Source organism: Clostridium sp. YIM B02551 (assembly GCF_022324735.1).
Taxonomy (GTDB): Bacteria; Bacillota; Clostridia; order Clostridiales; family Clostridiaceae; genus Clostridium_T; species Clostridium_T paridis.
In genome coordinates this window covers 30116-51399 of the sequence record NZ_JAKGTF010000003.1, presented here as the reverse complement: position 1 = coordinate 51399, position 21284 = coordinate 30116, and the positions used below count along the sequence as shown (strand labels likewise).

Genomic DNA, 21284 nt, shown 5'->3' with positions numbered 1-21284 from the left:
AAAAGACTATTTTAGTATCTAAAGGGAGGAATTTCTATGAGAATTAATTTTAATGAAGATATAAAAAGGTTTAATACATCTTGCTATAAGTGGGACCAGTACGGAGAGGATTATATTCCATTGTGGGTTGCAGATATGGATTTTAAATCTCCAGAACCCATAATAAAGGCTTTAAAAAATAGAATTGAGCATGGTATATTTGGATACACGAAACCTGATAAAGAGCTAGTAGAAACTATAGTAGAATATTTTAAAAAAGAATATAACACAGAGATAAAAGAATCTTGGATAGTGTGGCTTCCAAGTATTGTGCCAACTATAAATGTAGTATGTCAAATGATTGATGGCTCTGTAATGATAAATACACCTGTATATCCTAACATAAGAAAAGCACCTGTAAATGTTAATAGAGAAGTAATAGAAGTTCCGTTAAAGAGAGAACAGGGTAAATATACTTTTGATTTTGAAGCAATGGAGAAATCAATAAGAGAAGATACTAAACTATTTATATTATGCAATCCACATAATCCAGTAGGAAGAGTTTTTTCTAAAGAGGAGTTAGGGGATTTAGCAGAATTTTGTGAAAGGCATGGGCTAATCCTATGTTCTGATGAAATACATTGTCAGCTTATATTTGAGGGAAAGCACATACCGTTAGTGTCACTAGGAGATAAAGTATCTCAAGGCATAACTCTTATGAGTCCAGGAAAAACATATAACCTACCGGGAATACCAATAGCCTTTGGGGTTATACCAAACACAGAATTAAGAAATAAGTTCCTAAGAGCTTCAGAAGGATTGCTGCCACATCCAGGAGTTTTAAACTATGTAGTATGTAAAGAAGCATATAAAAATGGAGAGTCTTGGAGAAAAGAATTACTAGAATATCTAAAAGGTAATTTAGAATTTTTAGAGAGAGAATTTAAAAGTAGACTACCAGAATTAAAATTAACTCCGGTGGAAGGAACGTATTTGCTTTGGATAGATTTTAGAGAAACAGGTATTAAGGATCCATATAAGTTTCTATATAAAAAGGCTAAAGTTATTCTTTCAGATGGAAAGGATTTTGGCGAGGAAGGATTTTTAAGGCTTAACTTTGGATGTACAAGAGATACTTTAGTTAGGGCTATGGATAGAATTGAGAAAGCTTTAAAAGAAAATAAAAAAACAGATTAAGTTAAAAAAGGGAACTCAGTAAATACTGAATTCCCTTTATAATTAGACATATATTTCTGTTATTTAATTTCAGAAATAGTATTTCCATCTTTGTCTATCAACACGTAGGTAGCAGTTGAATTTTCGCTTGCAAGGTTAAATACTGCAAAATCTTTTCCATTTGATATTTCTGCCTCTTCTGTTTTTGAATTTGAGGTTATTTTGATTTTACTAACATTAGTATTTGAAAAATCTCCAAATACAATAAAGTATTTTCCTATAGTTTGAGTATTAATTTTAGTAGTTGACTCATATTGTTTAGTAGGAACAAACCTATTATAGAGGAATTTATGCCTATCAAATTCAATAATACCAGTTGAATTTTGGGACTCATAAAAACCAATTATATTATCGCTTGTTGATATTATTTTATCAACTTTTATAGACTTATCATCGAATTTTTTAGACGTAGTTTTTGTAATAGAATCTATAGGTGTATCTGTTGCAACGCTTTCACTCATAACTCCACCTAAATAAACTATGATTAATATTGATAATAATGCAAAGCTGTTTAATAGTAGTTTAATGTTTACTTTTTTTGAACCTTTAGTGCCTTCTGTACCTTTATGTTTATTATTTTCGCTCATATATTAACCCTTCCTGTAGTTAAGTAATAAGTATATTATATCAGTATTATTGTAATAAAAAAATATTTACAATATTACCATCATAGTGTATAATTTATTCAAACTTATCTAGAGTGGTGGAGGGACTGGCCCAATGAAACCCAGCAACCTATAAGTTATCATTTGACTTAGTGGGTGCTAATTCCTGCAGTGTTTAACTGGAAGATAAGGATATTATTTGGGGAAATCGCGTTATATAAACCTAAAGGTAATATCCTTTAGGTTTTTATTTTTTTAAGGGGGTATTTATATGTTTATTAAGGATATTTTTGAAAGTAGAAAGGTAGTTTATTCTTTTGAGATCTTTCCACCTAAAACTACATCTTCACTTGAAACAATATACACAACACTAGAAAATCTTGGGGAATTAAAACCAGACTTTATATCAGTAACTTACGGAGCTGGTGGGAGTACTGTAGATAATAAAACTACTCAATTATCTTCACTAATAAAGAATAAATATGGTATTGAGGCACTTGCACACTTAACGTGCATTGGATCTACAAAAGAAGATATCAATAATATTCTAAATGACTTGAAGAAGAATAATATTAATAATATCCTTGCACTTAGAGGAGATATTCCAATGGGTCAAACTAATAATGGGGAATTTTCATATGCTTATGAATTAGTTAAACACATTAAAGATCAAGGAGATTTTGGGGTTAGTGCTGCTTGTTATCCGGAAGGCCATATAGAATGCAGGAATTTAGAGCTTGATATAGAGAGACTTAAGCAAAAGGTAGATAATGGTGCTGAACACTTAGTTTATCAGTTGTTTTTTAACAATGAAATCTTTTATAATTTTCTTGAGAGAGCAGATAAAGAAGGAATTAATGTTCCTATTGAGGCAGGAATAATGCCAGTAGTGAATAAAAAGCAAATCGAGAGAATTAGTAGCCTTTGTGGTGCACAGTTACCAGCTAAATTCTTAAGAATGATGGACAAATATGAGCATAACCCTGAAGCTTTAAGAGATGCAGGAATAGCATATGCAGTAGAGCAGATAGTTGATCTATTATCATCAGGAGTTAGGGGTATACACTTATATACCATGAATAATCCATTAGTAGCAAGAAGAATAACAGAGAATATAGGAACTATAATTAATACCTTAAATGAAAAGGCAGTTATTTAAAGGAGGAAACAAAATGGAAAAAGTAGAAAGTTTTGAATTAGATCATAGAATAGTAAAGGCACCTTATATTAGAAAGGCTAAGACTTTAGATGGTAGTTTAGGAGACAAGGTTACTAAATTCGATTTAAGATTTACACAACCTAATAAGGAAGCTATCCCAACTGCATCAATTCATGGATTAGAACATCTTTTAGCAGGACTATTAAGAGAAGAATTAGATGGAATAATTGATTTATCTCCAATGGGATGCAGAACAGGATTTTATCTAATAGTTTGGGGAGATAGAGAACCAGCAGAAGTTAAACCAGCTTTAGAAGCGGCACTTAAAAAAGTATTAGTTGCAGATGAAATTCCAGCAAGAAATGAATTTCAATGTGGAAACTATAAAGATTTATCACTCTTTGGTGCTAAAGAATATGCTAAAAAAGTTTTAGAAAATGGTTTTTCATTAAATGTTTTTGGTGAATAAATAAAATAAAGACTTAAGGTATTTATTATGCCTTAAGTCTTTTATTTTAAAATATTTTATTCTTTTTTAAGAATGCTAATATATATAGCACAATCGAAACAGAAATATATGCTATAGTTCCTAATATACTTTTTAAGTATAGAGCATAAGAATTGCTATTTATATATATTGCAAAGATAACAAAAGCCAAAAATAAAAATGAAAATATATATAAAGATATCCTAATACTGTTTTTATTTGTTTTGTTTATTTTAATTAATTTAGGAAAACTAAAATCGGTTTTAGTTTTTATTTGATAACTTAATAAAAGAATAAGCGAACTTGAAATAAGAATCCAGCCTATCTCTTTTACGTCAAATGTTTGGACAGAGTGAATTAATTTATTAGTTATAATTAGTCCAAAAATAAAAATTGTAAATATACATGTGAGTTTAAGAGAGTCAAGGAAAGCTTGGGTTTCTCTCTCGTCTTTTTCTTTAATAAATAATTCCACAGCGAAGTTAACAATAATACAAATAATTGCAAGTCCTATGATTACTAAATACTTATTCATCTTCCATATCCTCCTGTAATAATTCAAAGATATCATCAATTCTTTTATCAAAATATTGAGCTATTTTAAAAGCTAATTTTAATGATGGATTAAAAGTGCCTCGTTCAATTTCTAATATTGTTCCTCTAGACACATCTATATCTTCGGCAAGCTTTTCTTGTGTTATATTTTTTTCAGCTCTTAAAACCTTCAAATTAGTTTTGAATATTTTAGGCTTAGCCATTTCGTATATTACCTCCAGTTAAATATTGGTATAAATAAATTGTATTATATATAATTCAAAATGTCAAATATACAATACATTTTGTGCATTATAAACAACATTAAATTTTAAATTATAAAATTATAATTATTGAGAAAAATAAATCTGATAAATAATAAAGGAGTGATTGTATGCTTAATGAGAAGGAAAAAGAATTATATAAAATAGCAAAAGAAAAACTAATAGCAGGTGAGAGTTGGGATAAAATAATGGAAGAAACTCATTTAAGATTAAAAGATTTAAAAAGAATACAAAGGGATGAAATAGATCCACATTTTTAATTTTTGAACATAAGTTATAGCCTAGGTAATAGTTAGTTTACCTAGGCTATAATTCTGTGTGATTTTTGTATCATATATTATATTAAGAAAAACTTAAGGTGATATATATAATTTTATTAAGAAAATAGAACTATTATAAATATATAAAGTAAAGGAGGTAATAAGTATGAAAAGTAAGGGCAAGGCATTTATATACTCCCTGTTACCAGGCGGAGGCCATTTTTATTTAGGGCTTTATAATAGAGGAATAATATTTTTATTAAGTACTATGGTTTTATCCATTGGTGGCAGAGAGCATGGATTTGGGAATTATAATTTTTTTGGAGGCATAAACAATTTATTTGATCATTTTGCATTTATTGTATGGGTGTTTTCAGCAGTGGATGCATTTATGTCAGCAGACTATATAAATAGAGGAATTATTAATTTAGAAGAGGAAACTAATTTCTCTCAAAGAAATAAAAATTTATTAGGAATAATACTTTCAATTATCCCAGGTTTTGGACATATATATGAAGGATATACTGATAAAGGTATGAAGTTATTTATTACATTTCTAGCAGGTATATTTATAAATGGACTTTTAAATATGCAATTAGTAAATACATTGATTTTATTACTATCAGTGTTTTCAGTTTTAGATTTACTCGCACTTAGAGAAGGAAAAGGCTTTGGATTCTTTGAAGGAGAGTCAAAAGAATTTAAGCTATTCTTTAAGATAGTAGGAGTAGTACTTGTATTCTTTGGAATATCTCAGGCGCTTCAAAATGCAGGATTCTACTTTGCAGACTTTGGGTATAATTATATATTTAATACTATATCTGTATTTATTAAAGCAGCAATATTTATTATTATTGGGTTAATAGTTATATATAAAACAAGAAAATAATAAATATTATATAGAAAGACCTTCATAGAAAATTATGAAGGTCTTTACTATTTATTGAGAAAAGTTAAATCTACAAAATGCTATACAGTTTTCTTATAAAGTTAATGCAAAAATCATGATTTTATGCAATAATAGTATTGTAAATAACCGAAAGGAGAATTGTGATGGCAGTTAGAAAAATTGTGCAACTAGGTGATGAACATTTAAAAAAGGTTTGTGAACCTGTAAAAGAAATAAATGAAGAAATTGATGAATTAATCGAAGACTTAAGGGATACTCTAGCAACTGTAGATGGGGTAGGATTAGCAGCACCACAAATTGCAGTAAATAAAAGAGTAGTATATATAGATTTAAGAGATGGAGAATCTGAACCAGTAGTACTTATAAACCCAGAAATATTAGAACAAGAGGGTAAAGAAGTTGATTCTGAGGGATGCTTAAGTTATGTTGGATATGAAGGGTTAGTTGAAAGACCAACTAGAGTTGTAGTTCAAGCTTATGATGAAGATGGAAATCTAATGGAATATGAAGCAGAAGGATTTTTAGCAAGATGTTTCTGTCATGAAATTGACCATTTAGATGGAATCATGTATGTTGATAAAGCTACAGAAGTTTATGAATTAGAAGAAGAAGAGGATTCGGAAGAATAGTTTGACAACCATTATTAGTGGTTGTATAATTTTGGTAGTAAATTATTAAGTGTTTTATAAATAAACTTAGCCTAAGGCTAAGTTTATTTTCTTTAAGAATTAAGAAAATAAGAGTTACATTGAGAGGATGGTGATAGTATGCATAATGAATTTGAATATGAAGTTGAAGTTCTTGAGGAAAAAAAGAATAGGATTAACATTGAAATAGAAAGAAAAGTTGATGAAGAGGAAGGCTTTAAAACAAAGATTTCTGATTTAAAGAAAGCAGCTAGAGGAAGCTATAGCTTAGAACTTGAGAATACAAAAATAATATATAATATAGTAAGTAAAAATCTGAAAAATTATTCGGAGGCTACAGAAAATCCTTATTTCGGAAGAATTGATTTTAAAGAAGATAAAAGAATGCCGGAAAACTTCTATATAGGTAAGTATGGGATATACGATTCAAAAGATGGGGAAGAAATAGTAATTGACTGGAGAGCACCCATTGCAGATCTTTACTATAGTGGTACACAAGGAGAAGCATACTATAGATCACCAGTTGGTGTAATAAACGGAAAGCTTCAATTGAAAAGAAAGTTTTTAATTAAAGACGGTGAGCTTAAAGATATATTTGATGAAGGAATAAATGAAATTATATTAAAAGGTGAAACAGCAGATGAAGAAAATGAATTAGTAGATGAATTTCTTAAAATAAATCTTGAAGAAAGTGCAGGAAGTAAGCTTAAGGAAGTAGTTGCTACAATTCAAAAGGAACAAAATGACATAATAAGAGCACCTCTTAATTTTCCACTAATTGTTCAAGGTTCAGCAGGTTCAGGGAAAACTACAGTAGCACTTCATAGACTTGCGTATTTAGTATATAGATATAATGAGAAAATAAAAGGTGAAGATATATTAGTATTAGCACCAAATAAATTGTTTTTAGATTATATTTCTGAAATACTTCCTAATCTAGGTACTTATGAGGTTAATCAAAAGACCTTTCCTATTCTAGGAAAAGAATTTTTAGGATTGAAGGGTAAGATTTATACAAGAGATGAAAAACTAAGGGAGATATTAGAAGGAGATAGTGAAAGAGCTAAATATTTAAAAAACACAAGTAAGATTAAAGGCTCGATATTATTTAAAACTATCTTAGATAGATTAATTACTGTTTGGGAAAGAGATTCTCAAAGTTTAGAGGACATTAAAATTCAAGGATTTACCCTTTATGGAGCAAATGAAATTAAGAGATTATACTTTAAAGATTTGATACATTTCCCGGTAAATAAAAGAATAGAAGAAATATATAAATATTTCAGTAAAAAGCTTGATAATACACTGCTTAGAGTATATGAACAACTTGATCTTTTCTATAATTTAAAGATAAATAAGATTAAAAAGAATGAAGAAGATTCACCTGAAAGAAGAAAGAAACTTATAGAAATATATGATGAGAGAGATGAAAAAAAGAAAAATCTTAAAAATGAGGCTATATCAAAATTAAAAGAGTATTTTGAATCTTGGAATAGTCAAAGTGGAGAAGGCCTTTATTATAGATTGTTTGAAGAAGATGAAATATTTGAAGAAGCTTCTGGTGGAAGGATTCCTAAAGCTTTAGAAAAGTTTATGCGAGAAGAAGTTCTAAACAATAGAGAAAAGGAAATAATAGATGAGGATGACATTGCAGCACTTTTATATTTAAAGCTTAAAACTGAAGGAATTAAGGATGAAAATAAATATAAACATATAGTAATTGATGAGGCGCAAGATTATTCTCCATTAATGTTTCATGTAACTAAAATGATGTGTCAAGGAAGCTCAATGACTATAGTTGGGGATTTAGGACAAGGAATATATAGTTATAAAGGAATTAATAATTGGGAAACCTTAATTGAAGATATTTTTAATGGAGAATGTACCTTTATTTCATTAAGCCAAAGTTATAGAAGTACTATGGAAATAATTGATGTTGCAAATATTGTTCTAAATAAACAGTTAAATGCTCCAAAGCCTGCAAAGGCAGTAATTAGGAGTGGACCAGTGCCAGAAATAATTGAATATAGCAATTTTAAAGACTTGGCTAAGAATATTGATGAGAAAGTGGAAGAAATAAGAAATGCAAACAAAAAATCTATTGCAATAATTTGCAAGGATTTTGAGGAATGCAAAAAACTTAAGAGCAGAATAAAGAATTATAGTAATTTCTCCTGGGACGTTGTTAAAGAGGGAGATAAGGAATTGAATGTAAATAATGTAATAATACCTTCATATTTAACAAAAGGCTTGGAGTTTGATGGTACAATACTATTTAATGTAGATAGTAATTTATATAAAGATACCGAGGAAGATAAAAAATTACTATATGTAGCTTTAACGAGAGCTTTGCATAGAGAAACTATCTTCTATAAAGGGAAATTAACACCATTATTAGAAGCTTAGGGAGCATTCTCCAAGAGTTGTTAATAAACTATCAATATGATACAATTACTTTGTATTTAAAGATGGAGCATAAGTATGGGGAGGTATAATATGTCTGTAGAAAAATTAAGAGAAAATATTTATTGGGTTGGAGTAAAAGATGCAAAATTAAGAGTATTTGACATCATAATGGAAACTAAAAAAGGGACTACTTATAATTCATATGTAATTGATGATGAAAAAGTAGCTGTAGTGGATACAGTAAAAAATGGTTTTTATGATGAATTTAAAGAAAATCTTAAGGAAGTAATTGGAGATAAGAAAGTAGACTATGTAATAGTACAACATACTGAACTTGACCATAGTGGTTCCTTAATAAAACTAATAGAAGATTATCCAGATGTAACAATAGTTGGTTCAAAAGCAGCTATAAACTATCTTAAAAATATTTTAAATAGAGAATTCAACTATATTGAAGCAAAGGAAGAACTATCATTAGGAAAAACTACTCTTAAATTTATATCTGCACCAAACTTACATTGGCCAGACACAATATTTACATATGTTGAAGAATTAAATTTCTTATTTACATGTGACTTTACTGGATGTCACTATTGCCCAGCAGGAAGTATTTCAGCTGCTTTTGGGGATGAGTACTTTGAAGAAATGAAATATTATTTTGATTGCATAATGGGACCATTTAAGAAATTTGTAAATATGGGTTTAGATAAAATTAAGGACTTAAAGTTTGACATAATAGCACCAAGTCATGGGCCAGTTCATGTTAATCATGTTCAAAAATTCTTAGATTTATATAGAGAATGGGCTAAGATAGAGGATGTAGAAAAAAATGTACAAATATTCTATATTTCTGCATACGGTAATACTGAACATATGGCAAAATATCTAGCAGAGAAAATAAGTGCTAAAGGTATTAAGACAGAAGTTCATGAAATAACAGCTATGCCATTAGAAGAAGCAGCAGCCTTAATTGAAAGAAGTAATGGATTCTTAATTGGTTCACCGACAATAAATCAAGATGCGGTAAAACCTTCTTGGGATTTATTAAGCTTAGTTAATCCTATAATTAATAGAGGCAAGGTAGCTGCAGCATTTGGATCTTTTGGTTGGAGTGGTGAAGGAGTTCCTATGTTAACTGAAAGATTAAAGAGTTTAAAACTTAAAGTTAACCATCCAGGATTAAAGTTTACTTTTGTTCCTTCAGATGAAGACTATAAAAATGCAGATGAGTTAGCTGAACAATTTGCTGAACTTGTAAAATAGAATTGTTTTTATTATAATGGGTAAAAAGTATATGACTTTTTACCCTTACTTTTTAATCACATAGAGAAAGGAAATGAGTATAATGGAAAATAAAGAAATAATGGAAGATAAAGAAATAATGTCCTTTAGAGACGAAGATGGAAATAAAGTTGATTTTGAGGCAATTGCAAGAATATATTTAGAAGAAAAAGAATATTTAATACTATCACCCCTAGAAGGAGATGGTAATGTTGAAGATGCCTTCATTTTTAGAGTAGACGAGGTGGAAGGAAAAGAAGAGTATAATTTTGTTGAGGACCAAAAAGAGTTTGAAGCTGTTAAAAAGGAGTATAAAAAATTACTATATCAAGGAGAATAGAAAATGGTAAGTAGTGAGATTTTGAAGTCATTAAAAGAAAAGGATTTAAGTGATATTGAAGAAATCAAATATAAAAAAGGTTTCTTACTTGTAAAGTTTTTTTATGATTTTGATAAAGATGAATTAGCTGCAGCTAAAGCATATGCAGATGAAGAAGAAACTTATGAGAGTGAAAGTGAAGAGTGGTACAAAGAATTATACCTACCATACCTATATGACATTGCACTAGATAATGTAGAGGAAATAATTGATGAAGTTATGGAAGAAGAGGAAGTAGAAGGACAATTTTTGGCCTATGACTTAGATATTAATAATCCTACTTATGGGGAATTTGTAGCACTATTTAATGACATTGATGAAGAAAAAGATATAGAAGAAGTTATGGATGAGTTAGGTCTTTAATATTTTGGTTAAGGTTAACGACGTATGTTTTTTCTTAATAATATAATATGTACAAATGAAAACAGAAACCTTGGGTTTCTGTTTTATTATTCTTAGTAAGTGAGATAATTCAAGTATCTTATTTAATTTAAGATATATCTCGTCAAGATTAAAATCTAAAATATGTGTTGAAAACTTTGTTAATTAATTTTTAAGTTTTTTTAGCTAAGCTGTGTATCGTAAAGGAATAGTTCTTCTTCTATTATGCTTTCTTTTATATTTTTTGTATAAACGAAGTTGTCCTTTTACTATAAGCTTGTCCAAATGTTGACTTAAGTATATAACAAAGCTATTGGTTGGAGATAAAAACTTTAATAAAAAATTTAAAAGAGTCTTTTCTAAGTTAATTCTACGTTGAATTGTTTTTGTTTTCATTTCTTTCACCCCATCCTCTAAAATTTATACGGTGCAAAAAAGTAAAGAATGGCACCATATATTATATGCTTAGTCCTTATACCTATATTATACCAAATTGAAAAATATTGTAAATCGAAATTTAGCAATAATTTAATAAAAAATTGTAAATTTTATCAATATAAAGTAAATATCTTCTAAATTATACAGTATATTACATATATTGTAATTTAAATTAATACAATTAAATATAAATTATTTATAAGTATTAAAACCAGAGGGATTTTTGTTAGTAATAATTACACTCATGTGGTATAATTTCTTTATAGAAATTAGATATTGATTAGAGTTTAAACACTCTAGAAATCAAAGGAGAAATTAAGTAATGAATGAAGATGCATTAATCGCAAGAATAAATGAATTATATAAAAAAAGTAAAGAAGAAGGTCTAACAGATATAGAAAAAGAGGAACAGGATAAACTGAGAAAAAAATATATAGAATTAGTAAAAAATAATTTTAGAGATCAATTAAGTGGAATTAAACCAAAAAAGAAGTTTAATAATTAATTTGTATGAGGGTGGTTAGCATGGAGGTTACAGTAGAAAAGCTTATCAAGGATTTTGATCTAGAGGTATTAGTTAAAGGGGAAGTTAATAAGATAATAAGTGTAAGTGATATAAACAGACCAGGACTACAGCTTGCAGGATTTTATAATTATTTTGCTCCGGAACGTATTCAGGTAGTAGGAAAAGCTGAATGGAGCTTTTTAGATGATATGGGGATAGAAATTAGAAAAAAGAGATTGAATAAATTTTTTAGTTTTGATTCAACATGTTTAATTATTACAAGAGATTTAGAACCTCATAAGGAACTGGTAAGTGCGGCTGAAAAGAGTAAATCATGGTTACTTAGAAGTAATATGGTGACTACACAATTTATGAGTAAATGTACAATGTACCTTGCAGATAAGATGGCCCCAGAAACAAGACTTCATGGAGTTCTTGTTGATGTGTATGGTATTGGAATATTAATAACTGGTGAAAGTGGAATTGGTAAAAGTGAAACTGCACTAGAATTAATAAAGAGAGGTCATAGAATTGTAACAGATGATGCAGTGGAGATAAGAGCAATTGATGGAGAATTAATTGGGACATCCCCTGAAATAACTTTCGGAATGCTTGAAGTTAGAGGTATGGGAATAATTGATATAACTGCATTGTATGGATTAAGCTCTGTTATTCCTTCAAAAGATATAAAACTAATAATACATTTTGAACATTGGAAAGACGATGGAGATTATGAGAGATTAGGCACTAATGCAGATTATCAGGATATATTAGGTGTTGATGTGAGAAAGCTAATAGTTCCAATAAGACCAGGAAGAAATATAGCTGTAATAATTGAAGCAGCAGCTGCTAATTACAGATATTCCTTAATGTCAGATGTTACTCCAGTTGACATAATTGAAAGCAGAATGAATAAAATGAACGGATAATAAAATAGGTATTCATGTAAATATAATAAAATTTCACCTTTTGGAACATAATATATATCTAGAAATATTTATTAAAGGTGAGAAGATGATAATTTATGATATATCAAATAAGTTCAAAGAAGTTGATAGTTGGGAACAGGAAAAGAGTTTATATTGGATCATACTTCATGCAGAAGAAATTGAAGCATTGAACCTTGTACTTGATGAGGAATGTATACAAGAATGTAAGGATTTTTCACAAGAAGCTCAGATTCATTTTTACAATGATTATATTTTTATGGTATTAAATGTACTTGATATTTATGAGGAAGATATTATCTCTAAAGAGCTTAATATCTTCCTTAGTCATAATTTCATAGTTACTGTGTATAAAGACAGAATACCGGTATTAGAAGATTTTATAAAAGATATAAAAAAGAACAGAAATTGTTTTATGTTAAAAGATAAAGGTAAGCCAGAAATAGTTCTATATTATATTCTAGATAGATTAATATTAAGAAACTATAATTGTATATCACTAGTTGAAGAAATGGCTGATAAGGTAGAATTAGAAATATTAAGATCTCCTCATTCGAATCAAATAAGAGAACTTGTATTTTTAAGAGGTCAAACATACAAAATACGTAAAATACTCAATCCGTTACGATATATAGGAGATGCATTACTTGCAAATGAAAATGGAATAATTTCAGATAATTATATGATTTATTTTAAGAATATAGATAATAAAATCTCAAAACTAATGAAGGCTATTGAGAATTTAACACAAGATCTAGCAATGGTAAGAGAAGCTTATGAAGCTGAAATATCGAATAAGACAAATGATTTAATGAAGGTTTTTACTGTGGTAACAACAGTATTTCTACCATTAGAGCTTATTACAGCTGTATTTTCAATGAGTTTTGATCATATGCCATTTAAAGAAAATAATTTTGCGTTTTTTGGAATACTTATTTTTATGGGGGGAATAGTTATAACAATGTTGTTTTATTTTAAAAAGCATAGAATGATATAGTTATAGGGTTTTAAGTTAAGTGTCCTATAAGAAACCATATAAAACATCTATTGGTTTGATATTCCATATAAATAAGTGTAAAATTATAAAAAAAGACATGGGAGGTTTAAACATGAGTAAAAAATTAAAAAAAGAATATTCCTTAGCTTGGGATAAATATTCTAAAGATGACTTAAAAAAGGTTTTTGAACTAAGTGATAGATATAAAGATTTTATATCTAAATGTAAGACTGAAAGAGAATCAGTGGATGAACTTATAGAACTTGCAGAAAATAATGGATATAGAAATTTACAAAACATAATTGATAATGGAGAAGTATTAAAGGCTGGAGATAAAGTTTATGCAAATAACATGGGAAAAACTTTAGCTTTATTTCTAATTGGGTCAGAACCTTTAGAAAAGGGATTAAGAATTCTAGGTGCTCATTTAGATTCACCTAGATTAGATTTAAAGCAAAATCCACTTTATGAAGATGGTGGGTTAGCTTTATTTGATACTCATTACTATGGTGGGGTAAAAAAGTATCAATGGGTTACTATTCCACTAGCAATTCATGGAGTCTTAGTTAAAAAGGACGGAACTGTTATAAAGCTTAATGTAGGCGAAGATGAAAATGATCCAGTTGTAGGAGTATCAGATTTATTAATTCACCTTGCATCAAAGCAATTAGAAAAGAAAGCAAATGTAGTAATTGAAGGTGAAGATCTTAATGTTTTAGTTGGTTCAATGCCAATAAAAGATAAGGATGCTAAAGAGAGAGTTAAAGAAAATATTTTAGCATTATTTAATGAAAAATACGGAGTAGAAGAAGAAGATTTTGTTTCAGCAGAACTAGAAATAGTCCCAGCAGGAAAAGCTAGAGACTACGGTTTGGATAGAAGTATGGTTATGGGATATGGCCATGATGATAGAATATGCGCATATACAAGCTTTGAAGCTTTAATGGCTATTGAAAAGACTGATAGAACATGCGTTGCATTATTCGTTGATAAAGAGGAAATAGGTAGTGTAGGAGCTACAGGAATGCAATCAAGATTCTTTGAGAACATTGTAGCTGAGATATTGGATAGAAAAGGTGAGTATTCAGAACTAAAGCTTAGAAGGGCATTGAATAACTCACATATGCTTTCTTCAGATGTTACAGTTGCATTTGATCCTAATTTCCCAAGTGTTGTAGAAAAAAATAATACAGCATACTTTGGAAAAGGAATTGTATTTAGTAAATACACTGGAGCAAGAGGAAAATCAGGCTCAAATGATGCAAACGCAGAATATGTAGCATATATCAGAAAAATCATGGAAAAACATAATGTAACTTGGCAAACTGGTGAACTTGGAAAGGTTGACCAAGGTGGCGGAGGAACCATAGCATATATACTTGCTCAATACAATATGCAAGTAATAGACTGTGGAATAGCTCTTCATAATATGCATGCGCCATGGGAAGTAGCTAGTAAAGCAGATATTTATGAAACAATGAGAGGATATGAAGCATTCTTAAAGGAAGCTTAAAATAATTAATAAATCCCCCTAGAATATAATTTAATATTCTAGGGGGATTTTATATTCTATTCTCCAAGGTAAGCACTTCTAATCTTATCATCTTGTAGTAGTTCTTTTGCATTACCTTCTAATACTATTGAACCAGTTTCTAAAACATAAGCTCTATCAGCTATAGATAAGGCCATATGAGCATTTTGTTCAACTAATAAGACTGTAGTTCCACCTGCATTAATTTCTTGTATTGTGTCAAAAATTCCTTTAACAACAAGAGGAGCTAATCCCATTGAAGGCTCATCAAGTAAAATCATTTCAGGTCTGCACATTAAAGCTCTTCCCATAGCAAGCATTTGTTGTTCTCCACCTGATAAAGTACCAGCTCTTTGTTTGATTCTTTCTTTTAATCTAGGGAATTTAGTGAAGATTGATTCCATATCGGTAGCAATCCCCTTCTTATCTTTTCTTAAATATGCTCCAAGTTCTAGATTCTCCATTACAGTAAGTTCAGGGAAGATTTTTCTTCCTTCTGGAACATGAGAAAGGCCAAGAGATAGTATTTTATGTGGAGCTATAGTCTTAAGAGCATTTCCTTTAAAGTTTATATCTCCAGATTTATATGGAACCAATCCAGAAATAGCTCTAAGGGTTGAAGTTTTACCTGCACCATTTGCACCTATTAAGGTTACTATTTCACCTTGATTTACTTCAAGAGAAATATCTTTCAGAGCGTGAATTCCTTCATAATATACATTTAAGTTATCTATCTTTAGCATGATTAAGCTCCTTCCCCAAGGTACGCTTCTATAACCTTAGGATTTCTCTTTATTTCTTCAGGTGTACCTTCAGCAATTTTTTTACCGTAATCTAGAACAGTTATCTTTTCACAAATTCCCATTACAAGTTTCATATCATGTTCAATAAGTAGAACTGAGATATTAAATTTGTCTTTTGTCCAGTTTATCATTTTCATAAGTTCTTGAGTTTCTTGTGGATTCATACCAGCAGCAGGTTCATCTAATAAAATTAGCTTTGGATCAGCAGCTAGTGCTCTTACAATCTCAAGTCTTCTTTGTTCTCCGTAGGAAAGATTTTTTGCTAATTCATCCTTCTTTGAATCAAGGTCAAAATATGATAAATATTCCAAGGCTTGTGCTTCTATTTCCTTTTCTTCCTTTATGAATCTAGGAGTTCTAAAAATTGAATCAAAAACATTATATTTAACTCTATAATTAAAGCTTATCTTTATATTATCTATTACAGATAAATTTGAAAATAATCTTATATTTTGAAATGTTCTTGCTATTTTCTTTTGAGTTATATTATAAGGCTTTAGGCCGTGAATATTTTCTCCTAAATAAGCTATAGTACCTTCAGTAGGAGCATAAACTCCAGTTAAAAGGTTAAAAATTGTAGTTTTACCAGCTCCGTTTGGACCAATTAAACCTACGATTTGCTTTTCGCCTATTTCAAGAGAAAAATCAGAAACAGCTTTAAGTCCGCCAAATTGTATGGATAAGTTATCAACCTTTAACATGGGTTAGCTCTCCTTTCCTTTAGGTAATATTTTAGAAAATATTTTGAATGATATCTCTTTAGTTCCAAGTAATCCTTGAGGTCTGAATATCATTAATACTATTAATGCAATAGGATAGATGATATTCTTTAAGTCTTTTAATCCTCTTAAGTATTCTGGTAAGAATGTTAATATAATGGTTGCAAGTACTGAACCTGATAAAGATCCCATTCCACCTAATACCACGAAGGTTAATATTTCTATTGACTTCATAAAGTCGAAAGATTGTGGTTGAATGAACATAGTATTATGAGCAAGAAGACCACCAGCAACACCAGCAAAGAAAGCAGCTATAATAAATGCCATAACCTTGTATTTAAAAGTATTTACTCCCATAGCTTCTGCAGCAATTTCATTCTCTCTAATTGAGATCATTGCTCTTCCTTGAGAAGAATGAATTATATTATATATAACTAAGATAGTTAAAACCATTATGATAAATGCCCAAGTAAAATCTGTGTGTTTTGGTATTCTACTTAAACCTCTAGCACCACCTACAGCTTCAGTGTTCATAATTATTCCTTTAATTATTTCACCAAAAGCTAGGGTTGCAATAGCAAAGTAGTCTCCTTTTAATTTTAGAGTAGGAATACCGATAACAAGAGAGAGTAGTCCTGCAACTAATCCACCAACTAATAATACAACAATAAACGGAAGCTTATAGTGGATTGATAAATAAGCTGAAACATATGCACCAATTACCATAAACCCGGCATGTCCTAATGCTAGCTGTCCGGTAAATCCAACTACTAAATTTAATGATGCCGCTAAAATTATATTAATACATACAAGTATTATGATTCCGCCATAATAAGAGTTAATAATATGATTTTTCATTAAAATGGAAAGTACAAAATAGGTTACTATTAAAGAAACTAATATGATAATAGGTTTTAATTTTGAGTTTATATTATTCTTCATATTCTTCACCTACACTTTCTCTTTAGTCTTGTCCCCAAGTAAACCAGTAGGTTTAAATAGGAGAACAATTATTAATAATCCAAAAGCTATAGCATCTGATAAAGATGTTGAAATATATGCTTTTGTTAGGGTTTCAGATATTCCCATAACTATTCCACCAAGTAATGCACCTGGTATGCTTCCTATTCCTCCAACAACAGCTGCAACGAAAGCCTTTAGACCAGGCATCATTCCCATATAAGGATCAATACTTGGATAAGCTATTGCAACTAAAACACCTGCAATTCCAGCTAAAGCAGAACCTATAGCAAAGGTAAGAGAAATGATATTATTAACGTTTATTCCCATTAGGGAGGCAGCTTCCATATCTTGAGAAGCTGCTCTCATAGCCTTTCCAACCTTTGTTTTATATATTATATATTGAAGGAGTAAAACAAGTAACGCAGATACCCCAAGCATTAAAAGTATTTTTCCATTTATGTGTAGAGATCCAATGTTTATAGTTCCTACAGGGAATAAATCAGGGAATGGTTTTGGATCAGGACCAACTAAAAACCTCATACCATGTTCAAGTAGTAGAGAAACACCTATTGCTGTAATTAAAAGTGTTATTCTAGGTGAATTTCTAAGAGGTTTATAAGCAACCTTCTCGATTATAATACCTAGTAATGCTGCAGCAAACATTGATACTATTAAAGTTGGTATCAATGATAAGCCTAATTTTGTTGAGGCATAGAAGCCTGCAAAGGCTCCTGCCATAAAAATATCTCCGTGAGCAAAATTAATAAGCTTTATTATACCGTACACCATTGTATAACCTATAGCAAGGAGGGCATACACACTACCTAATGCCAAGCCATTTATTAATTGTTGTAAAAGCTCCATATAATACTCCTCCTAATGTAATATTAAGGTTGAACCTTATCTACTAAAGTCTTCTTATCTCCATCTACTTTAATAATTACTGCTCCTTTAACTGCAGTTCTGTCAGCATCGAATGTAACTTTTCCAGTAACTACTTGTAGATCTGTTTTTAATAATTGTTCTCTTATTTTATCTCCATCAGTTGAATTTGCAGCTTCGATTGCTTTAACTAAGATTTTTGCTGAGTCATATGCTAAAGCAGCAAATGCATCTGGATCTTTACTGAATTTCTTTTTGTAAGCACTAACAAAATCAGAAACATTTTTATCAGTATCTTGAGTGTAGTAGTGATTTAAGTAAAGAGCTCCATTTACAGCTGTTCCACCAATTTTAGTAAGATCTTGAGATTCCCAACCGTCTCCACCTAATAATTGAGCACTTATTCCCATATCTTTTGCTTGTTTAGCAATAAGACCAACAACATTATAATAATCAGGAAGTACTAAAACATCTGGATTGGAAGCTTTGATTTTTGTTAGTTGCGCATTGAAGTCTTTATCACTGTCATTGTAAGTCAAGAATTCAGTTACAGTACCACCATTTTTCTCAAGTTCTGCTTTGTATGCATCAGCTATACCTTTAGAGTAATCAGATGCAACATTATATAATACAGCTGCTTTTTTCTTCTTTAATGAATCAGTTGTATATTTAGCAAGGATTTTACCTTGATAAGAATCTATAAAACATCCTCTAAATACAAAATCTCCACCGTCTTTAGTTATGTTTGGCTCAGTTGAAGATGGTGTAATCATAGGAATTGATTTTGATGTAGCTAAAGGTCCTACAGCTTTTGAAGCTCCAGATGTTACAGCACCTAAAATTGCAGTAACTCCTTCATCATCTACAAGTTTATTGAAAGCTTGTATAGCTTTATTTGGATCAGCTTCATCATCTTCAAATACGAATTGTACTTTCTTACCGTTAATTCCACCGGCATTATTAATTTCATCTTGATATAGCTCGGCTCCTTCTTTAACAGATTGACCATACGTGGAGGCCTTACCAGTTAAAGGACCAATTCCACCTATCTTAATAGTGTCTCCACTATCTGATTTTTTGGATGAGCATCCAGTAAATGCTGCAGCAACTACTAAAGTAGCCATTACAGTTGCAAGAATCTTTTTCTTCATAAATAAATCCCCCTTAAGTTTTGAAAATTTCAATTTGATAAATTATCAACAAAATGAGCGTAAGTTGATTAATTAATTAAATATATTTAAAAATCGTTATTGATATATTAACACAATGCTTATTAAATTACAATATGATATTTTTAAATATTTTCAGAATAATATTAAAATTAGCATAATAAAAATGTTGTATTTTATATAAGCGTTTACTATAGGGTTTTAAGTTCAACTAATAACTATTCATGCCTGAAAATGTCTAGAAACTGACATTTTCAAACAAGAATAAGTTAAGTTTCCTATAGAAAACCCTATGTTTTCACCTATGTAAGCTTATGTGAATAATATATATGGAAAAGAAAATATCAAAGGAGGAGAAGAAGTATGGATAAATCTAGATTTAAAAACTATGGTTTATGGGTAGCGATATTTGCATTGATTCCCCTAATATTACAAGGGTTTGGACTAGATATACTTCCTAAGAATTATCAGGATATTGTTTCAGGTATATTAGGAATACTAGTTATGGCTGGTATATTAAATAATCCAACAACAGAAAACAAAGGATTCTTAGATGATAAGTCTAGTGCAGGTAATACTGTAACAACTAATAGTACTACAACCAATAATACTACTGGAACAACAAATACTAATGCATCATTAGGAGAATTTGATCAAATTACTCAAGATACTATTGATAGAGAAAATTCTCAAGGGCGATAATAGAAGTGAAGTAATTTGATATAAGAGTAAAAAAAGAAATGAGTAGAATGCGTGTAAAAGCATTCTACTCATATTTTTATCTATATATTATAATAAGCTTTTTTAAAAGAATTTAACATTTCTTCAGGAATTTCAGTGATTCCTAAATCACCATGTTTAGTGTCTCCATCAAGATCACCATGGAAGTCTCCACCAGCAGATACTAAAAGATTCTTCTCTGCACATAGCTTAATAAGTTTCTTGGTTTGTTCACGTTTGTTCTGAAAATAAATTGCTTCAAAACCATCAAAGTCAAACTCAGTAAAATCTTTGATTGGAGTTTTTCTTATTAGAATTGGATGAGCTAAAAATACTAAAGCGTTATATTTTTTTAATAGGGCTATTCCTTCAGGAACAGTTATCTTTTTATTTTCTACATAAGCAGGACTTTTATTTGAAATAAACTTATCAAATATTTCATCTTTAGTATATGGATATCCACTTGCAATTATTTCATCAGCAATATGAGGTCTAGCAATAACACCTTTTCCTCTCTTTAAAACATTATCGTAAGAAATTTCAATATTAAAATACTTTTTTAGGTTTTCTACAATCTTTCTTCCTCTGTTAACTCTATGTTCTTTTAATGAAAGTAAAAAATCCAGTAATTCTTTATTTTTATAACTGTCATCTCTAAAGAATCCTAACATATGAATAGATTCTCCATTATGAACAGTTGAAAGTTCTATACCAGGAATAAATTCTAAAGATAATTCTCTAGCAATTGTAGCAGCTTCTTGTAAAGAGTCAACGGTGTCATGATCCGTAATTGCAAGCATCGTTGAACCATTTCCTTTAGCCCTAGTAATTAATTCTCTTGGGGTAAGTCTTCCATCAGAAGCTATAGTATGGGTATGCATATCAACTTTTATCATAGGTTTCTCCTTTCAGAATTAATAAATTAAATATATTTTATATCATTTTTTGGTTATATAATAGTAAAATAAGAAAAAAAGAGAACAATATCTTTAATGCTTGTAGTATTGTCAAGTGGAATAGAAAGTAAAAAAAATATATTAAAGGAACTAAAACTAATGATAT

The 21284-nt window shown here is 29.7% G+C and carries 24 protein-coding genes, 1 pseudogene and 1 riboswitch; of the genes and pseudogenes, 15 read left to right on the top strand and 10 right to left on the bottom strand.

Going from position 1 to position 21284, the window contains the following annotated elements; genetic code table 11:
* Positions 1-36 precede the first annotated feature (36 nt).
* The gene (locus tag L1S47_RS04485) at positions 37-1176 is read left to right on the top strand and encodes a MalY/PatB family protein (protein WP_238882292.1); all 1140 of its coding nucleotides are present in this window, start codon (positions 37-39) and stop codon (positions 1174-1176) included.
* Between the two features lie 59 nt (positions 1177-1235).
* On the opposite strand, the gene L1S47_RS04480 is transcribed toward L1S47_RS04485, so the two are convergent.
* Positions 1236-1802 (bottom strand): hypothetical protein, encoded by a 567-nt coding sequence (locus L1S47_RS04480; protein ID WP_238882291.1) that lies wholly within the window; start codon positions 1800-1802, stop codon positions 1236-1238.
* Between the two features lie 101 nt (positions 1803-1903).
* A riboswitch (SAM riboswitch) is annotated at positions 1904-2013 on the top strand.
* 78 nt (positions 2014-2091) lie between these two features.
* Here L1S47_RS04480 and metF point away from each other — a divergent pair.
* Together metF and L1S47_RS04470 are read left to right on the top strand one after the other, a co-directional pair.
* On the top strand, positions 2092-2979 hold the full coding sequence (metF, locus tag L1S47_RS04475; protein ID WP_238882290.1) for a methylenetetrahydrofolate reductase [NAD(P)H]: 888 nt from the start codon (positions 2092-2094) through the stop codon (positions 2977-2979).
* Positions 2980-2992: 13 nt separating this feature from the next.
* Positions 2993-3448: an S-ribosylhomocysteine lyase gene (locus tag L1S47_RS04470; protein ID WP_238882289.1), complete on the top strand. Its 456-nt coding sequence runs from the start codon at positions 2993-2995 to the stop codon at positions 3446-3448.
* Between the two features lie 46 nt (positions 3449-3494).
* Here L1S47_RS04470 and L1S47_RS04465 read toward each other — a convergent pair whose 3' ends face one another.
* Together L1S47_RS04465 and L1S47_RS04460 are read right to left on the bottom strand one after the other, a co-directional pair.
* Complete coding sequence (locus tag L1S47_RS04465; protein WP_238882288.1) at positions 3495-4001, bottom strand: hypothetical protein; 507 nt, start codon at positions 3999-4001, stop codon at positions 3495-3497.
* Positions 3994-4224 (bottom strand): helix-turn-helix transcriptional regulator, encoded by a 231-nt coding sequence (locus L1S47_RS04460; protein ID WP_238882287.1) that lies wholly within the window; start codon positions 4222-4224, stop codon positions 3994-3996. The genes L1S47_RS04465 and L1S47_RS04460 overlap by 8 nt, the downstream gene beginning before the upstream one ends.
* 170 nt (positions 4225-4394) lie before the next feature.
* Between L1S47_RS04460 and L1S47_RS04455 the strand changes: the two genes are divergently transcribed.
* The 7 genes from L1S47_RS04455 (at position 4395) to L1S47_RS04425 (ending at position 10530) form a co-directional block, all read left to right on the top strand.
* Positions 4395-4544, top strand: a complete 150-nt coding sequence (locus tag L1S47_RS04455; protein ID WP_238882286.1) for a hypothetical protein — start codon at positions 4395-4397, stop codon at positions 4542-4544.
* A 166-nt stretch (positions 4545-4710) separates the two neighbouring features.
* Entirely contained in the window at positions 4711-5433 is a 723-nt protein-coding gene (locus L1S47_RS04450) for a hypothetical protein (protein ID WP_238882285.1), read from the top strand.
* Positions 5434-5597: 164 nt separating this feature from the next.
* Entirely contained in the window at positions 5598-6083 is a 486-nt protein-coding gene (gene def / locus L1S47_RS04445; protein WP_238882284.1) for a peptide deformylase, read from the top strand.
* A gap of 138 nt (positions 6084-6221) precedes the next feature.
* Positions 6222-8507, top strand: coding sequence for an RNA polymerase recycling motor HelD (gene helD / locus L1S47_RS04440; RefSeq protein WP_238882283.1), 2286 nt, complete (start codon positions 6222-6224; stop codon positions 8505-8507).
* Positions 8508-8597: 90 nt separating this feature from the next.
* Positions 8598-9770, top strand: a complete 1173-nt coding sequence (locus L1S47_RS04435; protein WP_238882282.1) for an FprA family A-type flavoprotein — start codon at positions 8598-8600, stop codon at positions 9768-9770.
* Positions 9771-9870: 100 nt separating this feature from the next.
* Positions 9871-10128, top strand: a complete 258-nt coding sequence (locus tag L1S47_RS04430; RefSeq protein ID WP_202768111.1) for a DUF1292 domain-containing protein — start codon at positions 9871-9873, stop codon at positions 10126-10128.
* Positions 10129-10131: 3 nt separating this feature from the next.
* Positions 10132-10530 (top strand): hypothetical protein, encoded by a 399-nt coding sequence (locus tag L1S47_RS04425; RefSeq protein WP_202767693.1) that lies wholly within the window; start codon positions 10132-10134, stop codon positions 10528-10530.
* Positions 10531-10734: 204 nt separating this feature from the next.
* Here L1S47_RS04425 and L1S47_RS04420 read toward each other — a convergent pair whose 3' ends face one another.
* On the bottom strand, positions 10735-10944 hold the full coding sequence (locus tag L1S47_RS04420; RefSeq protein WP_238882281.1) for a hypothetical protein: 210 nt from the start codon (positions 10942-10944) through the stop codon (positions 10735-10737).
* A gap of 364 nt (positions 10945-11308) precedes the next feature.
* Between L1S47_RS04420 and L1S47_RS04415 the strand changes: the two genes are divergently transcribed.
* From L1S47_RS04415 to L1S47_RS04400, 4 genes are all read left to right on the top strand, one after another.
* A complete protein-coding gene (locus L1S47_RS04415; protein ID WP_238882280.1) occupies positions 11309-11491 on the top strand; it encodes a DUF896 domain-containing protein in 183 nt (60 codons plus the stop codon).
* Positions 11492-11511: 20 nt separating this feature from the next.
* Positions 11512-12420, top strand: coding sequence for an HPr(Ser) kinase/phosphatase (gene hprK, locus L1S47_RS04410; RefSeq protein ID WP_202767690.1), 909 nt, complete (start codon positions 11512-11514; stop codon positions 12418-12420).
* Positions 12421-12460: 40 nt separating this feature from the next.
* Positions 12461-13435 (top strand): magnesium transporter CorA family protein, encoded by a 975-nt coding sequence (locus tag L1S47_RS04405; protein ID WP_238882279.1) that lies wholly within the window; start codon positions 12461-12463, stop codon positions 13433-13435.
* Between the two features lie 112 nt (positions 13436-13547).
* Entirely contained in the window at positions 13548-14948 is a 1401-nt protein-coding gene (locus L1S47_RS04400; RefSeq protein ID WP_238882278.1) for an aminopeptidase, read from the top strand.
* 56 nt (positions 14949-15004) lie between these two features.
* Here L1S47_RS04400 and L1S47_RS04395 read toward each other — a convergent pair whose 3' ends face one another.
* Genes L1S47_RS04395 through L1S47_RS04375 form a run of 5 tightly spaced genes read right to left on the bottom strand, consistent with a single transcriptional unit; the run spans position 15005 to position 19484 of the window.
* On the bottom strand, positions 15005-15709 hold the full coding sequence (locus L1S47_RS04395) for an ABC transporter ATP-binding protein (RefSeq protein WP_202767688.1): 705 nt from the start codon (positions 15707-15709) through the stop codon (positions 15005-15007).
* 2 nt (positions 15710-15711) lie between these two features.
* Complete coding sequence (locus tag L1S47_RS04390; protein ID WP_202767687.1) at positions 15712-16470, bottom strand: ABC transporter ATP-binding protein; 759 nt, start codon at positions 16468-16470, stop codon at positions 15712-15714.
* A gap of 3 nt (positions 16471-16473) precedes the next feature.
* Complete coding sequence (locus tag L1S47_RS04385; RefSeq protein WP_202767686.1) at positions 16474-17430, bottom strand: branched-chain amino acid ABC transporter permease; 957 nt, start codon at positions 17428-17430, stop codon at positions 16474-16476.
* Positions 17431-17439: 9 nt separating this feature from the next.
* Complete coding sequence (locus L1S47_RS04380; protein ID WP_202767685.1) at positions 17440-18315, bottom strand: branched-chain amino acid ABC transporter permease; 876 nt, start codon at positions 18313-18315, stop codon at positions 17440-17442.
* 23 nt (positions 18316-18338) lie between these two features.
* Complete coding sequence (locus L1S47_RS04375) at positions 18339-19484, bottom strand: ABC transporter substrate-binding protein (protein WP_238882277.1); 1146 nt, start codon at positions 19482-19484, stop codon at positions 18339-18341.
* Between the two features lie 381 nt (positions 19485-19865).
* Here L1S47_RS04375 and L1S47_RS04370 point away from each other — a divergent pair.
* Positions 19866-20063 (top strand): annotated as a pseudogene (locus tag L1S47_RS04370) (holin); the annotation flags it as partial.
* Positions 20064-20284: 221 nt separating this feature from the next.
* Here L1S47_RS04370 and L1S47_RS04365 read toward each other — a convergent pair.
* Entirely contained in the window at positions 20285-21118 is an 834-nt protein-coding gene (locus L1S47_RS04365) for a PHP domain-containing protein (RefSeq protein ID WP_238882276.1), read from the bottom strand.
* Positions 21119-21284: the final 166 nt, after the last annotated feature.

Bases quoted from the DNA above. Each gene is read 5' to 3' on its own strand.
- L1S47_RS04485 (WP_238882292.1), top strand. From the start codon at position 37: ATGAGAATTAATTTTAATGAAGATATAAAAAGGTTTAATACATCTTGC.
- L1S47_RS04480 (WP_238882291.1), bottom strand. From the start codon at position 1,802: ATGAGCGAAAATAATAAACATAAAGGTACAGAAGGCACTAAAGGTTCA.
- metF (WP_238882290.1), top strand. From the start codon at position 2,092: ATGTTTATTAAGGATATTTTTGAAAGTAGAAAGGTAGTTTATTCTTTT.
- L1S47_RS04470 (WP_238882289.1), top strand. From the start codon at position 2,993: ATGGAAAAAGTAGAAAGTTTTGAATTAGATCATAGAATAGTAAAGGCA.
- L1S47_RS04465 (WP_238882288.1), bottom strand. From the start codon at position 4,001: ATGAATAAGTATTTAGTAATCATAGGACTTGCAATTATTTGTATTATT.
- L1S47_RS04460 (WP_238882287.1), bottom strand. From the start codon at position 4,224: ATGGCTAAGCCTAAAATATTCAAAACTAATTTGAAGGTTTTAAGAGCT.
- L1S47_RS04455 (WP_238882286.1), top strand. From the start codon at position 4,395: ATGCTTAATGAGAAGGAAAAAGAATTATATAAAATAGCAAAAGAAAAA.
- L1S47_RS04450 (WP_238882285.1), top strand. From the start codon at position 4,711: ATGAAAAGTAAGGGCAAGGCATTTATATACTCCCTGTTACCAGGCGGA.
- def (WP_238882284.1), top strand. From the start codon at position 5,598: ATGGCAGTTAGAAAAATTGTGCAACTAGGTGATGAACATTTAAAAAAG.
- helD (WP_238882283.1), top strand. From the start codon at position 6,222: ATGCATAATGAATTTGAATATGAAGTTGAAGTTCTTGAGGAAAAAAAG.
- L1S47_RS04435 (WP_238882282.1), top strand. From the start codon at position 8,598: ATGTCTGTAGAAAAATTAAGAGAAAATATTTATTGGGTTGGAGTAAAA.
- L1S47_RS04430 (WP_202768111.1), top strand. From the start codon at position 9,871: ATGGAAGATAAAGAAATAATGTCCTTTAGAGACGAAGATGGAAATAAA.
- L1S47_RS04425 (WP_202767693.1), top strand. From the start codon at position 10,132: ATGGTAAGTAGTGAGATTTTGAAGTCATTAAAAGAAAAGGATTTAAGT.
- L1S47_RS04420 (WP_238882281.1), bottom strand. From the start codon at position 10,944: ATGAAAACAAAAACAATTCAACGTAGAATTAACTTAGAAAAGACTCTT.
- L1S47_RS04415 (WP_238882280.1), top strand. From the start codon at position 11,309: ATGAATGAAGATGCATTAATCGCAAGAATAAATGAATTATATAAAAAA.
- hprK (WP_202767690.1), top strand. From the start codon at position 11,512: ATGGAGGTTACAGTAGAAAAGCTTATCAAGGATTTTGATCTAGAGGTA.
- L1S47_RS04400 (WP_238882278.1), top strand. From the start codon at position 13,548: ATGAGTAAAAAATTAAAAAAAGAATATTCCTTAGCTTGGGATAAATAT.
- L1S47_RS04395 (WP_202767688.1), bottom strand. From the start codon at position 15,709: ATGCTAAAGATAGATAACTTAAATGTATATTATGAAGGAATTCACGCT.
- L1S47_RS04390 (WP_202767687.1), bottom strand. From the start codon at position 16,470: ATGTTAAAGGTTGATAACTTATCCATACAATTTGGCGGACTTAAAGCT.
- L1S47_RS04385 (WP_202767686.1), bottom strand. From the start codon at position 17,430: ATGAAGAATAATATAAACTCAAAATTAAAACCTATTATCATATTAGTT.
- L1S47_RS04380 (WP_202767685.1), bottom strand. From the start codon at position 18,315: ATGGAGCTTTTACAACAATTAATAAATGGCTTGGCATTAGGTAGTGTG.
- L1S47_RS04375 (WP_238882277.1), bottom strand. From the start codon at position 19,484: ATGAAGAAAAAGATTCTTGCAACTGTAATGGCTACTTTAGTAGTTGCT.
- L1S47_RS04365 (WP_238882276.1), bottom strand. From the start codon at position 21,118: ATGATAAAAGTTGATATGCATACCCATACTATAGCTTCTGATGGAAGA.